Here is a 13336-nt window from a genome sequence, read left to right on the forward strand (position 1 = left end):
TTATTAGAAATTAACCCCTAACTTTACTGAGTATTTTGTTAGTCTTGGAAACAATTATTTACAATCCAAACAAAATTTAATTGGATCGCTTGAGGTTGTTTTTCTTGAATATGAAATTATTCGGCAGTTCTTTGATTCTGTCAGGAACTGCATTAGGGGCTGGCATGCTTGCTATTCCCATGGTGTTGGCCCAATTTGGCTTCATGATCAGCTCAGTGCTGATGCTACTTATCTTTATCGGCACCACATACTCTGCACTCCTCCTGGCAGAAGCATGCACTAAAACTAAAGACAACAGTGGCATGAGCAGTGTTGCTTACCTCACTCTGGGCAGCAAAGGTAAACACTTTATCAATGCACTCTTTTACCTGTTGCTAGTATGCATGTTGATCGCTTATATCTTGGGTGTCAGTGACATCATTCATAAGCTACTGCTCGACGTTGGTGTCGATGTATCAGCATCCGTTGCGTATACCATTTTCAGCCTATTGATGGGTGCTATCGTCGTCTCGGGCAAGTCTTATATCGACAAACTGAATCGCGGGCTATTCATCTTGATGGTCGTGATGCTGTTTATCGTTATCGCGTCATTATTTAGCAACATTCGCCTTGATTACCTAACTCAAACCAGCCAATACACGGCCAACGACGTGGTGCAATACAGCGCAGTTATCTTTACCAGCTTTGCCTCTATGGTGGTGATCCCATCACTGGTGATCTACAACCGTGAAGCAACTCAAAAGCAGATCCGCAATATGATTCTGCTAGGCTCAGTGATTCCATTAATTTGCTACCTAACTTGGTTATTCGCGATTATCGGCAACCTTGGCACAGACGCGATAAGCCAGTTCCACAATATCTCTGAGTTGATCTCTGCGTTCAGCGGCCAATCTGCTTGGTTGAAAGTGGTGATCGCTCTGTTCTCTGCTCTGGCCTTGGTGACTTCTTTCCTCGGCGTGTCGATGGCGCTTTACGACCAAAACAAAGATGCGGTGACCAACAACAAAGCGTTGGCTTATGCGCTAACCTTCATCTTACCTTTGGTATTAGCTGAGCTGTTCGCTAGCCAGTTTGTAAGCATGCTGGACTATGCAGGTATGGTGCTGGTGTTCCTAGCTATCTGGGGCCCACTCGCAATGGTAGTTAAGGTTCGCAGACCTGACTTCCCTCACCTACAAACCGAAGGCAGCTACACAGCAGCCGGTGGCGACACGGCATTAATGGCGACATTTGGTTTTGGTGCGTTGATTTTCGTGTCTTGGTTTATGGGGTAGATCCCCATTGAATGGACTATCTGTTGCCATTTAGAAGACAGCAGATACAAATAGCCCGTTAGTCCTGCTATTAAAAGTAGAGACTAACGGGCATTTTACTTCTTATTGGAGTGCTTGCTAGTTAGCTCTTAAACGTACTCGCAATATCTTTCAATGAAGCTGCTAACTGAGCTTGTTCTTTGGCTGTTGCAGCTATTTGCGTTGCACCTGTCGTAGACTCGGTCGACTTCTGCTCAACCGCCATCACGTTCTGGGCGATGTCTTGAGTCACTACCGCTTGCTCTTCGGTAGCGGTTGCGATCTGCTCAGTCATGCTAAAGATCTCGCTCACCGATGCTGAGATACCTTGTAAGGTGTGTTCCACCTCTTTTGAATCCTCAACCGCTTTAGACGACATCTTCTGACTGTTATCAATCACATTAAACGCGGTTTGCACATCAGACTGTAACGAGCTGATGAAACCTTCAATTTCAGCTGTCGACTGCTGAGTACGCTGTGCTAACGTGCGAACTTCATCAGCCACTACCGCAAATCCACGACCTTGCTCACCCGCTCTTGCCGCTTCAATTGCCGCGTTCAATGCTAACAAGTTAGTCTGTTCAGCGACGGACTTAATCACATCAATCACACTGTTGATGTTATTACTGCTCTCGTGTAAGTGCGTGATCTTTTCCGCTAGATCATTAATTTCAGATGCCAGTTTTTCGATAGAGTGGTAAGAGTTTTGAACCGTACTCAAACCTTCTTGAGACTGCTCATCGACCAGTTTAGCGGAACTTGCTGTCTGCTGAGTTTTAGCCGCCACCTCATTTACCGTTGCTGATAACTCTTCTGTCGCCGTCGCAACCAAGCCAATTTGGTCTTGTTGTTGCACTAGCGTGTTCGAATTGTAGTGACAGGTTTGTGAGGTTTCTTCAGCGGCTGAAGCTAAGGTCAGACTCGACTGAGACAGGTTGTCGATAACGTTTGAAAACTTCTCTAGCGTTTCGTTGAGTGCCGAAGAGATCTGTCCAAGCTCGCTGTTGCCAACGAACTTAGCGCGAACTGTTAAGTCGTTGTCATTACGAACCTTAGACAACATCACTGTAAGATCTTTTACTCTCATCGTCAGGTCGCTGATCGCCTTATAGCTCACGAAGGTCGCGAACAAGGTTATCAAAGCAAACAGACCAATACTCATCATCATCGCAGACTGCGCCTCTGACATTTTTTTCTCTGTCAGTGCGATAAGCGACTCTGCTAGGCGGTTTTCTGTTTTCTTTAGCTGAACAATACGAGCGGTAGATTGCGAGAACCAGTACACAGGATCAACATCAAAACCGCTCATCTTAGATTCAGCCAAACCACGAAGCTTTTCTACTTCTGCCACCGAACGATCATTCAATTGCTGTTCAAAGAAACGAACGTTAGCTGGGTTACTCAATACCTCAAAGTTTGAGAAATAGGTATTTTGCTCAGTCACCAAAGAGATGAATTTAACCAACATGCCTGGGCCAAATTCATTTTTAGAGAAGGTATTATTTAGGACAGCACGCTCGATACCCGCTCGCTCTTTACCTTGTAAAAAGTTGTAGTAAGCGATGGTTTCAGTGGTGATGGCAGCATCAGAGCTAAGCTCAGCAATTAACGCCGATACGCTCAGCAGCTTTGCATTCAGTTTAGTGTAGTAACCCAAAGCTTCAGACAGAGGAATCGATTGAGAATCCACTCGATTTCGAATAGAAGTAATTTGATTTAGGCTTTGGCTTATTTCAGTGTTCAGCCGAGTGATCTGCGGTAAATCGATTTCAGCAGATTGCCAGTATTCGGTTTTCAGATTACGTCTATTATCTGCACTGGCTCTTTGTGCACGTAGTTCACTGACAAACTTAGTGCCCTGTGAGCCGATAAACCCAGCCGTCATTCCACGCTCTTTTTGTAACTCATGCACAAGTTCACTGTACACAACCGACAAACGGGTAAGTTGGTTTAATGAAGACAATTCACTGGTGGTTTCTACGCCTTTTGAAATAGCAGAAACGCTAAGCCATAGAAATCCCAAGATCGGTAAAATAAGCAAAGCGATGATTTTTTGCTTAAAAGACATATCGGTTAATTTCATTATCATTTCCCTAGCAGCTAACAAATCTTTTCAGTCATCTAACTCGCACACCCTTATAAGATGCGCCTCAATTGTGACTGTATAATTATTCAACTTGATCAATGTGCATCAATTACCGTGCCACACAGATCGCGATGCGATGAAGGTAACATTTAACCTTACAAAATTCATTGATTTACCGATAAAACTGTTAGCTAAGCGACCTAACGATACCCAAAACACATGCGACAACATTTTATTGACGTAAGCGACTGAAATCTGACACACTTTAACTACCCAAAAGGGGTAGGCCTGCACCAATTATGTGCTCAGAGAAAACGATATATTCAGAACTAACTATAGATTCAACGCTCACCAGCGATTGATTCACAACTAATCAACTCCCTATTCTGCGCTGATTAACTGTCTATTCCTCGTTAACTAAATATGTATAATGCCGAATTATCAAAGTAGAGATTCGCAATAAATATGCGACAACAACTGAGAGATATTGTATGGATTGTCCCGCTTGCGAAGAACATATCGGTTGGGAATGGGTAGAAGAAGCGGCTATTGAACCCAATGAGGAATTCGATTGTCCAGAGTGCGAAGCAACATTGATGTACACCATCGATGAAGGCACCTACTACGGCGCTCAGCACAAGACCGTAGAAGTTATTGATGATTAAGATTATTTCCTGATGATCTGGATGTTTTATTAACTCTTTGATGTTCTAAGCCTGCGCAAAGCAGCTAAACACACCTTTACTAGAACGGGCGTTCAGCATAAAATATTGAACATATGTTCAGATTAATGAAGTAGATGTTATGGCTAAGACCGCTAAGTTCGATAGACAAGACGTAGTAGATAAAGCAACGAACCTGTATTGGGAAAAGGGCTTTCATGCGACTTCTATGCGTAACCTGCAAGACGTGATTGATATGCGTCCGGGCAGCATCTACGCGACGTTTGGCAGCAAAGAAGGTTTGTTTAAAGAGACGCTTGCTCGCTATACCGAACTTGGCATCCTTAATCTGAACTGCTTCCGCAGTGAAACCGAATCGCCTATCAAAGCGCTGGAAAACTTCGTAAAACGCGCCGTTGTCGAATCGAAACAGAGCGCGCCAAATGGCATGTGTATGCTGGCTAAAACGGTCGCTGAACTGACTGATGAACACGCAGAATTGTTAGCAGAAGCGAAGAGGTCACTTAAGATAATGGAAGGCGAGTTCGCCAAGCTGATTGCAGAATCACAAGAATTGGGTGAGATCAGCAAAGAGCGCGAGCCGACTCAACTTGCTCGTCATGTTCAGGTCCAAATCGCAGGCCTGCGTACCTACGCCAAAACCTGTGACGATATTGATTTACTCAACTCAATGGTTGAAGACGTATTTAAGTACCACCCTTTTTAGCGTCTGACCTGACTGATTGGGCACAATACAAAAAGACTACACTTTCACCTTAACCGGCCTGAGCGGAGTCTTTTTAGCTTTGATCTAGTTAACTTTATAGATGATAAATTTTGCGGTTTAAGGGTTACACCTTTCTCATGATCAACGCCTGAGCATTAAGCATCGCCTCTTTGGTACTAACATCCAAGGTTTTCACGTTCGCAAAGCGCTCTACTTCTTTAATCGCCACATCGTGAGCAAAGATCACCAACCTCGCCCTTTCAATATCTTTCTGTGTAATTCGATTGCCTATCCCGTTGGCACCTTGTGTCTCGACTTTAATCCGAACCCCGAGATGATGCGCCGCCTTTTCTAACGATTTCGCAGCCAAGAAAGTATGGGCAACACCAGACGGACAAGAAGTAATCGCCAATACATCCGCTTGCCCCTCTTCCGTTACCGAACCACCGGTAAACTGATTGGAATTCACTTCGCCTTCGACCACGTTCTTCTTCAGAAGAATCACGATAAAAGCTGTCGTTAGAGCCCCCGCAAGTGTGCCAATAATGTAGCCAAGTTTGCCATCAACCACAGGCAGAACAATCCAACCGCCCCATGGTGCATGGTTTACCACATGGAACATAAAACCAACCACATTACCGACAATGCCACCAGCCACAACCGCAGGCAGAACGCGCGCAGGATCGGCGGCAGCAAAAGGAATCGCGCCTTCACTGATGCCAATCATGCCCATGATGCCCGCCGCTTTACCTGCTTCACGTTCGTCTCTTTTGAATTTCTTTGGCGATAAGAAAGTCGCCAGTGCCATGCCTAGTGGTGGTGTACAAATCGCTATCCCGACACCGCCCATCAACCATGGTTGAGTATTCACCTGAGTTTGGGCAAACAGCGTTGCTACTTTATTGATCGGGCCGCCCATATCAAAGGCCGTCATTGCACCTAAAATACTGCCCAATACCACTTTTCCTGAGCCTGCCATGCCAGTCAGCATTTGGTTCATCTCAAGCATTACTTGAGCTATCGGAGAGCCAATCACCCACATCACCGCACCACAGGTCACGAAGGTGCCGACTAATGGATAGATGAAGATAGAGCTCAGCGAGATCATGCTGTCTGGCAGTTTGATCTTCTTAAGTAGATTCACCACAAAACCAGCGAAGAAACCGACCACAATTGCACCGAGAAAGCCGGTATTGTATTGATTCACCGCAACCCAAGAACCAATCATACCGGGCGCTAAACCCGGTTTGTCGGCCATTGAATACGCGATGTAACCACCGAGCACCGCTGTAAACAGGGTTAACCCCGCGATGCCCATCTGTGCGATATCTGCTAACACACCGCTTTCAGGTACTGCACCATGACCCGACATCATCACCGACAAAGACAAAAGCACACCACCTGCAACCACGAAAGGAATCATGTGTGAGGTGCCGTATAATAAGTGTTCTTTGAGGCGATTAAGAGATTGTGCCCAAGGGCTTAGTGGTTCGACATACACTTCATGATGGCTAGATGCGTAGCTATCGAACGATTCTGAATTGGCTTCAAGAAACAGCTCTTGAGCTTCCTCGACAGACTCCACCGCCTTTAATTTTGTAACAAAGCCATCTTCGATAAGCCTGGTCGAAATCTGAGCCAGTACCTCGATATGGTGGTCGTCGTTGTTGTCTGGTGAAGCGAGCATAAAGAACACATCCGACAGCTCGCCGCCGTCTGCGCCATAATCGATACCAGAGCGGCTGATACCCACAGCAACGGCAGGCTTTGCAACGGCAGTACTTTTCGCATGTGGAATCGCAATACCATCATCAAAGCCCGTATTACCAATGGCTTCACGCTTCCAGATATCATCAAGGAATACACTTTTATTAGAGAGCTTACCGGCACGATCGAGCAGTTCAACAAGCTCTTCAAATACCGCCTGTTTAGAGTCTGCTTGTAGTTCCAAGCAGATAATCTCGGGCTCGATAATATTGGTGATATCCATATGTTGCTCTGCCTCGCCTGCATTCAGACTGAAGTAATTAGTGTCTGTTAACCTAGGAATAAGGTTAATAAGATGAAAAGATTAACGGTGTGAAGGCACTCAATATATAGGACGAAAGGTGCATTAACTGGATTATTGTAACCAAGAGCTCAGAGTGTGACTTTCACCTTGGAATAAAAAACGCCAATCCATAAAATCCCCAGAACCCATAAACATATCGTCCCTCCTCTATGCGAGCTTTCTATACTGAAGTTCCCATACAAGATAGCTTTTGCAAGGTAGCTTGTGAAAGGTAGCTTATGTAACGTAACAGAGACGAGATTAAGCCGAGAATAATAATGAGAATTGTAGCGGTAACTGCGTGCCCTACAGGCATTGCGCACACCTATATGGCAGCTGATGCTCTAAATAAAACAGCCCCTAAGTTCAACGTTTCAATCAAGGTTGAGACGCAAGGCGCTATGGGTATTGAAAACTTACTGACCGCCCAAGATATTACCCTCGCAGACAAAGTGTTGATCGTCTCTGATATCGACATCGAACAACCAAACCGATTTGACCCAGCTAAAACCTTATTCATTCCCATGGAAGAGGTATTGTTGAGTATCGATAAAGTCTTTATTAAGCATTGTCGAACTTAAACTTTTCATGAACGAATACCAGATCACCTTCTTCGTTAACGATCCTGCCGCGAACTCACATGTCGCGCAGCCGCTGACTCGCTTAGCGAAGAAATTCAAAAGCAACATCCGCATTATCAACATCACTCAAAATCGAACCGCTGATCTCTCCAAATCCGTCGCGATGCTGCAAGTAGGTTTACTTCGTGGTGATTTGTGCCAGATAACCGCGGTCGGTATTGATGCGGAGCTTGCCTGTTTCGTTCTCAAAGACATAATTGCAGAGCATTACGACATGGTTGGCTCACAGGTGAGCCATGAGTTCTCTAGCGATCTAATTCAGCGAATGCCACAAATATGCCCACCTTGTGATATCAAATGGCACCACGCTAAGGCGCAAACCCAACTGACCAAATTTGAGTGCTTGAAAGGGCTCGCTCACCTTGTTTACCCAGAAGACCCAGATGAATTGATTCTGGCATTTATTAAGCGAGAAGAACGCTCTTCAACCTGCGTGTCACCGGGTATTGCACTGCCGCATGTAATGTTTGAATCGACTCAAGATCTCTCGATTGCGGTTATCGTCAGTGACGACCCAATTGACTGGGCATCACGTATCGGCGAAGTGCATGTGGCCATTGCTCTTGTTCTGCCAACCAAGCCACAGCGTGAGCACATTGTCGCGGCGACCAACCTAACTCGAAACCTGCTTCACGATCAGGTCAATGAACGTCTGCAAAAGACTCGAAGCAGTGTCGACCTGCAAGCTCTGCTGATGTACATCTCGTCACGCCTGATTTGATTACCAGCTCGTTAGTTCTAGATGGATCCTCGATATTCAGTCGGGGTTCTTCCGGTGCGGTTTTTGAATACTCGGCAGAAGTAATTCACATCCTTAAAGCCACAACGTACCGACACTTCATTGAGCTTGAAATTGTATTTCTTGAGCATGAACTTGGCGCGGTCGATTCGCACACGTGTAATGTATTCAGCCAGCGTCATGTGGCCTTGTTGACGAAACATTCGCGACAAATGGTTGGATGAAATACTAAAGCGCAAAGCGATGCTGTCTCGCGTGATCTGGCGGTGGAAGTTCTCTTGGATATAGATACAGATCCCTTGATACACATCCTGTACGCGGCTGTGAGACTTCTCGACAGGCGCATCCAGCATCGTCTTGCTGTATTGAAGCAACGCTTGCAGCAATAATTCATCCATCGGCTGCTTGTTGCTCTCGCGCGCTAACGAGCTGAGCGCCTCCAAAATATTATCAATCGCAAAGCCAGAGCGAGTCTGAATACTATGCTTTTGGATATCGTAGAAGCTCTCTTCCCCTTTGCGCTTGCTCACCAAGCTTAAACCAAGCTGACGACGCCCAAACAACATACTCAGTACCGAACAATCAGTATCCCAGTTCGGCTTGTTCCAACAGTTAGGCGGGATGAAAATCGCATCCCCTGCTTTCGCAACAACATTGGTGATCTTGCGATCATGACTCTCCATTTCATTAATATACTCACCGTCGAGCACCAGCTCTAAACGCGGAAAGTTCACCTGATAACTGAATGCTGAAGGCGTGTGAAAATCTCCCGCAAACCAGATGTTATGAAACGGTTCTCGCTCGTTTAATACCGACGAGATTAGGTCATGAAATATCATTGTTTCGAACTCTTATAAGCAGCAATAAGGCTACGGGAATAGATATACTCCTTAGTGAAACATAGCGCTATTGAACAAAATCACAATTTGAGATCTAGGTTACAAAAATCCAGTAGTGGAAATAAATCTCCAGTCTAAGGCCAGATTTAGAACACTGTTATCATGATAGAAAAATCAATCTAAGCCCTTATCAATAAAAGCGTTATAACTTCATAAAAGCTGTCAACACTCCCCCAAACAGGCACTCCTAACCGATCAAAATCACACTCCATTTATAAGGCAACAATCATCCAGTAAATGCATTTTTTCTTCACTACAGAAGGCAAGCCGTAGATTCCAGAATACCCCTAACAAAATAAAAACAGAGTAGGGGTTCATTATGATCACGACATTGATCAACCAAAATTTGATTAAGCTTTCGCTTAGCGCTAATTCAAAAGAAGACGTATTTAAAGAGCTGATCGAGGTGCTGTACGCACAAGGTCGAATTTCAGACAAAGCACAGTTCCTTACCGACATTAAAGCTCGTGAAGAACAAGGTAATACCGGATTTGAAGAAGGTATTGCTCTGCCACACGCGAAAAGCGCTGCGGTCATCAAACCCGCGGTTGTTATCGGTGTCCATCAACAGGGTATCGAGTACGGCGCCGATGACGGCCAGCCATCAAAACTGTTCTTCATGATTGCCTCTCCTGATGGCGGCGATAATCACCACATCGAAGTACTGGCAGAGCTTTCTTCAAAATTGATTGAAGAAGGTTTCATTGAAAACTTCATGAATGCTCAATCTGAACAAGCGGCATTAGAGCTACTGCTTACCAAACCTGAACCTGCTGAGACAGAAACCAATGTTGAGAAGCAAGGCTTCATCATTGGTGTGACAGGCTGCCCAGCTGGCGTCGCACACACATATTTAGCAGCCGAAGCACTAGAAAAAGGCGCGGCGGCTCTTGGCTACGACATCAAGGTCGAAACCAACGGTTCTATTGGCGTTAAGAACAGCCCAACTCGAGAAGAGATCGAACGCGCAGATGCGATTGTGGTGGCTTGTGACAAACAGGTCGACATGGCTCGCTTTGCCGGAAAATGCGTTATCAAAACCAACGTAAAAGCGCCAATCAAAGACGCGCAAGGCTTGATTAAGCAAGCACTCAACGCGCCAAGCTACCAAGCAGAACAAACGCCGACCAACCAATCTGTTGTAGAAAAAGCCTCACAAGCACGTTCAGACCTTTACCGTTACTTGATGAATGGCGTATCTCACATGATCCCATTCGTCGTGACTGGTGGCCTATTGATAGCCCTTGCACTGGCGATTGGCGGCGAGCCAAGTGAATCTGGCATGGCGATTCCTGCTGGCAGCATGTGGAACCAAATCCTAGAAGTGGGCGTGGTTGCCTTCACATTGATGATCCCAATCTTGGCTGGCTACATTGCTTACGCGATTGCTGACCGCCCTGCCCTAACCCCTGGCTTAATTGGCGGCTGGATTGCCAACAACGGTTCTTTCTATGGCGCTGACGCTGGTACTGGCTTCATTGGCGCAATCATCGCAGGCTTATTAGTGGGTTACTTCGTTAAATGGATCACCTCGTTTAACTACCACAAATTCGTTCAACCGCTTGTGCCTATCATGATCGCTCCGATCACTGGCTCTTTGTTCATCGCAGGTCTGTTCATTTTTGTTATCGGCGCACCTATCGCTGGGCTGATGGATGCTCTTACTGCACTACTAACGAGCATGAGCACAGGCAACGTGGTTCTGCTTGGCATCGTCCTTGGTGGCATGGCCGGTTTCGATATGGGCGGTCCGTTCAACAAAGTAGCGTTCCTTTTCTCGGTCGGCATGATTGCCAGCGGTCAAACTCAATTCATGGGTGCGATGGCGTGCGCAATCCCTGTCGCTCCATTAGGCATGGCTATCGCAACCAGATTGGGCCGCAAGTTCGACCTGTTTGAATCTTCTGAAATTGAAGCAGGCAAAGCAGCAGGTGCGATGGGCTTAGTAGGTATCTCTGAGGGTGCGATTCCTTTCGCAGCGCAAGATCCAATGTCGGTTATCCCTGCCAACGTGCTTGGCTCAATGACTGCAGCTGTTATGGCGTTCTCATTTGGTATCACCAACAGCGTTGCTCACGGTGGCCCTGTTGTGGCTCTGCTCGGCGCAATGAACTACCCAATGCTGGCACTGCTGTGCATGGCATCAGGTGCAGGTGTGACTGCGGTTACTTGTATCGCGCTTAAAAATCTACGCAAAGCCAAGCTAGCAACAGCAGCGGCTTAAGCCATTTCAACTCCAATGGCTTGAGTCCCTCTACTCTCGTATTTTAGTAAATCGAGTAGAGCTCAAGCCATGTTTCCCTTCATGGTGATCTCGATGTCTGATTTTTCTTTAGCGAACGACTCGTTCGTACAACGCTTTTTCTACCCTATGACCAACGTGATTCAAAACTACGCATGGGGTAGCCCGTCTTCGTTTAGCCAACTGTTTGGTATTGATAACCAATCTGGTGAGCCACAAGCGGAGATTTGGATGGGCGCACACCCCAATGGTTGCTCAATGGTGACTGATAACGGGCAACAGACCACATTGTCGAGCTTGATTTCTAAGAACCTAAACTTGTTTCTAAGCGAGAAAGTGGCGAGTCGCTTTGGCGAGTTACCTTATCTTTTCAAGGTATTAGCGGCTGAGAAAGCGCTGTCTGTTCAAGTACATCCAAACAAACAGCAAGCGGAATCTGGCTATGCTCTTGAAGAGCAGCAAGGCATTCCAATGACAGCTGGCAATCGTAACTACAAGGATCCTAATCATAAGCCAGAACTGGTGTATGCCCTAACGGACTACACGGCGATGAATGGCTTTAGGTCGATCAGCGAGATCCTTGAGCACTTCCATTACCTCGATATTCCTGAGCTGCACTCGATGGTTAACGACCTCGCGGGCGATCAAACGCCTAATGGATTAGCGAGCTTCTTCGCGAGTTTATTGTCTTTGCAAGGTGAACAAAAAGGCATGGCGCTGACCATGTTGCTGATGAAGGCGAAGCTTTCAGATACACCTGTGTTCCAGTTGATTTCAGAACTGGAAGAGCAATATCCTGGTGATGTCGGGTTGTTTGCTCCACTGCTATTGAACGTGATCACCCTAAAGCCGGGGCAAGCCATGTATCTGGATGCCGAGACACCGCACGCTTACATTAAAGGTACGGGCTTAGAAGTTATGGCGAATTCAGACAATGTACTCCGCGCAGGCTTGACGCCTAAGTACATGGATATCAATGAATTAGTCTCTTGTACTCAATTCAATGAAAAGCCTGCGGATAGATTACTGCTCAGCCCGATAGAGCAAGGTGACGTGATGGAATACCAAATTCCAGTCGAGGATTTTAAGTTCTCTATCGTGCAAAACTCACATCAGAGGAAGATCACTACCGAAGGTGCCGAGATCCTACTGCCACTCGACGAATCCATGGTGCTCACTCACCAATGCGGCGAAACCTGCGTGATAGAGAAAGGCCAGTCGGTATTCGTTCCGGCTTATGCTGAGAGTTACAAACTGGATTGCGCTGGACGCGTAGCGCGCGCTTACAGCTAACTCCCTCAGAACTCAGTACACACTGTTCATGCCCTGCTTTTGCGGGGCATTTTTGTTTGTGACGAAGGCTATTAGCGTGTCAAAAACCTAATCCAAAACGCCATCAAATATGACCCATCTCACACTGGATGAATGATGCAAATCACACTTAATTTTGCTGGATACAAATGTACAGTGAAGGGCTTTTATTTGCTATTTCGCGAATCGGGTTAATCCATTAATTTTAATTCAAGAACTTCAAGAGTGAATGAGTTAATAAATGATCACACAGCTAACTAACGTCAACTTAATTAATAACAACCTTAAAGCGAATAATAAAAAAGAACTGTTTGAAGAATTGGCAAGCATGTTATTTGAGAACAACCGAATCAGCAGTAAAGAAGCCTTCTTGGCAGACATTGAAATTCGTGAATCTCAAAGCATCACCTCAATGGACGGCATCGCTTACCCACACTCAAAAAGCAAGGCTGTAACTGAGCCTGCCATTGCTGTCGGTGTTAAGCGTCAAGGTATCGAGTATGGCGATGAAGACGGCATCAATCCAACCGTATTTTTTATGATTGCCTCTCCGGATAACGGTGCTGACCATCATATTTATGTACTACAAGAACTATTTGGAAAATTCAGCGATGAATTTATTCAAGATATCCATAACGCAAAAGACGAACAACAGATCCTTAATATTTTAATTAATTCATAAGGCGT

The 13336-nt window shown here is 45.8% G+C and carries 11 protein-coding genes; 8 read left to right on the forward strand and 3 right to left on the reverse strand.

From position 1 onward, the window contains the following. Positions 1-110: 110 nt before the first annotated feature. Complete coding sequence (locus AB4503_RS04040; protein WP_372113751.1) at positions 111-1274, forward strand: amino acid permease; 1164 nt, start codon at positions 111-113, stop codon at positions 1272-1274. Between the two features lie 121 nt (positions 1275-1395). Here AB4503_RS04040 and AB4503_RS04045 read toward each other — a convergent pair whose 3' ends face one another. Further along, entirely contained in the window at positions 1396-3375 is a 1980-nt protein-coding gene (locus AB4503_RS04045) for a methyl-accepting chemotaxis protein (RefSeq protein ID WP_017064939.1), read from the reverse strand. A 494-nt stretch (positions 3376-3869) separates the two neighbouring features. Here AB4503_RS04045 and AB4503_RS04050 point away from each other — a divergent pair, with 494 nt between their 5' ends. Then, on the forward strand, positions 3870-4043 hold the full coding sequence (locus AB4503_RS04050; RefSeq protein WP_017061661.1) for a hypothetical protein: 174 nt from the start codon (positions 3870-3872) through the stop codon (positions 4041-4043). A gap of 139 nt (positions 4044-4182) precedes the next feature. After that, positions 4183-4767, forward strand: coding sequence for a TetR/AcrR family transcriptional regulator (locus AB4503_RS04055; protein ID WP_372113725.1), 585 nt, complete (start codon positions 4183-4185; stop codon positions 4765-4767). 124 nt (positions 4768-4891) lie between these two features. On the opposite strand, the gene AB4503_RS04060 is transcribed toward AB4503_RS04055, so the two are convergent. Further along, positions 4892-6757 carry a fructose-specific PTS transporter subunit EIIC gene (locus AB4503_RS04060; protein ID WP_372113727.1) on the reverse strand — a complete coding sequence of 622 codons (1866 nt, stop codon included), beginning with the start codon at positions 6755-6757 and terminating at the stop codon, positions 4892-4894. Positions 6758-7095: 338 nt separating this feature from the next. Between AB4503_RS04060 and AB4503_RS04065 the strand changes: the two genes are divergently transcribed. Further along, a complete protein-coding gene (locus tag AB4503_RS04065) occupies positions 7096-7398 on the forward strand; it encodes a PTS fructose transporter subunit IIB (RefSeq protein WP_017064942.1) in 303 nt (100 codons plus the stop codon). A gap of 7 nt (positions 7399-7405) precedes the next feature. After that, positions 7406-8179, forward strand: a complete 774-nt coding sequence (locus AB4503_RS04070) for a PTS sugar transporter subunit IIA (protein WP_017064943.1) — start codon at positions 7406-7408, stop codon at positions 8177-8179. A 17-nt stretch (positions 8180-8196) separates the two neighbouring features. On the opposite strand, the gene AB4503_RS04075 is transcribed toward AB4503_RS04070, so the two are convergent. Beyond that, positions 8197-9036, reverse strand: coding sequence for a helix-turn-helix transcriptional regulator (locus AB4503_RS04075; RefSeq protein WP_017061655.1), 840 nt, complete (start codon positions 9034-9036; stop codon positions 8197-8199). Between the two features lie 379 nt (positions 9037-9415). Between AB4503_RS04075 and AB4503_RS04080 the strand changes: the two genes are divergently transcribed. From AB4503_RS04080 to AB4503_RS04090, 3 genes are all read left to right on the forward strand, one after another. Further along, positions 9416-11320, forward strand: coding sequence for a fructose-specific PTS transporter subunit EIIC (locus AB4503_RS04080; RefSeq protein ID WP_372113730.1), 1905 nt, complete (start codon positions 9416-9418; stop codon positions 11318-11320). Between the two features lie 93 nt (positions 11321-11413). Next, positions 11414-12631: a mannose-6-phosphate isomerase, class I gene (gene manA, locus AB4503_RS04085; protein WP_372113732.1), complete on the forward strand. Its 1218-nt coding sequence runs from the start codon at positions 11414-11416 to the stop codon at positions 12629-12631. Between the two features lie 259 nt (positions 12632-12890). Beyond that, on the forward strand, positions 12891-13331 hold the full coding sequence (locus AB4503_RS04090; protein WP_017069783.1) for a PTS sugar transporter subunit IIA: 441 nt from the start codon (positions 12891-12893) through the stop codon (positions 13329-13331). Positions 13332-13336 lie beyond the last annotated feature (5 nt).

The sequence above is a fragment of the Vibrio sp. 10N.222.55.B11 genome, assembly GCF_041473705.1.
In the GTDB taxonomy this organism is placed as follows: Bacteria; Pseudomonadota; Gammaproteobacteria; order Enterobacterales; family Vibrionaceae; genus Vibrio; species Vibrio crassostreae_C.

Coding starts and splice junctions, on each gene's coding strand:
- AB4503_RS04050 (WP_017061661.1), top strand. CDS start 3,870: ATGGATTGTCCCGCTTGCGAAGAACATATCGGTTGGGAATGGGTAGAA.
- AB4503_RS04070 (WP_017064943.1), top strand. CDS start 7,406: ATGAACGAATACCAGATCACCTTCTTCGTTAACGATCCTGCCGCGAAC.
- AB4503_RS04045 (WP_017064939.1), bottom strand. CDS start 3,375: ATGAAATTAACCGATATGTCTTTTAAGCAAAAAATCATCGCTTTGCTT.
- AB4503_RS04060 (WP_372113727.1), bottom strand. CDS start 6,757: ATGGATATCACCAATATTATCGAGCCCGAGATTATCTGCTTGGAACTA.
- manA (WP_372113732.1), top strand. CDS start 11,414: ATGTCTGATTTTTCTTTAGCGAACGACTCGTTCGTACAACGCTTTTTC.
- AB4503_RS04080 (WP_372113730.1), top strand. CDS start 9,416: ATGATCACGACATTGATCAACCAAAATTTGATTAAGCTTTCGCTTAGC.
- AB4503_RS04075 (WP_017061655.1), bottom strand. CDS start 9,036: ATGATATTTCATGACCTAATCTCGTCGGTATTAAACGAGCGAGAACCG.
- AB4503_RS04040 (WP_372113751.1), top strand. CDS start 111: ATGAAATTATTCGGCAGTTCTTTGATTCTGTCAGGAACTGCATTAGGG.
- AB4503_RS04065 (WP_017064942.1), top strand. CDS start 7,096: ATGAGAATTGTAGCGGTAACTGCGTGCCCTACAGGCATTGCGCACACC.
- AB4503_RS04090 (WP_017069783.1), top strand. CDS start 12,891: ATGATCACACAGCTAACTAACGTCAACTTAATTAATAACAACCTTAAA.
- AB4503_RS04055 (WP_372113725.1), top strand. CDS start 4,183: ATGGCTAAGACCGCTAAGTTCGATAGACAAGACGTAGTAGATAAAGCA.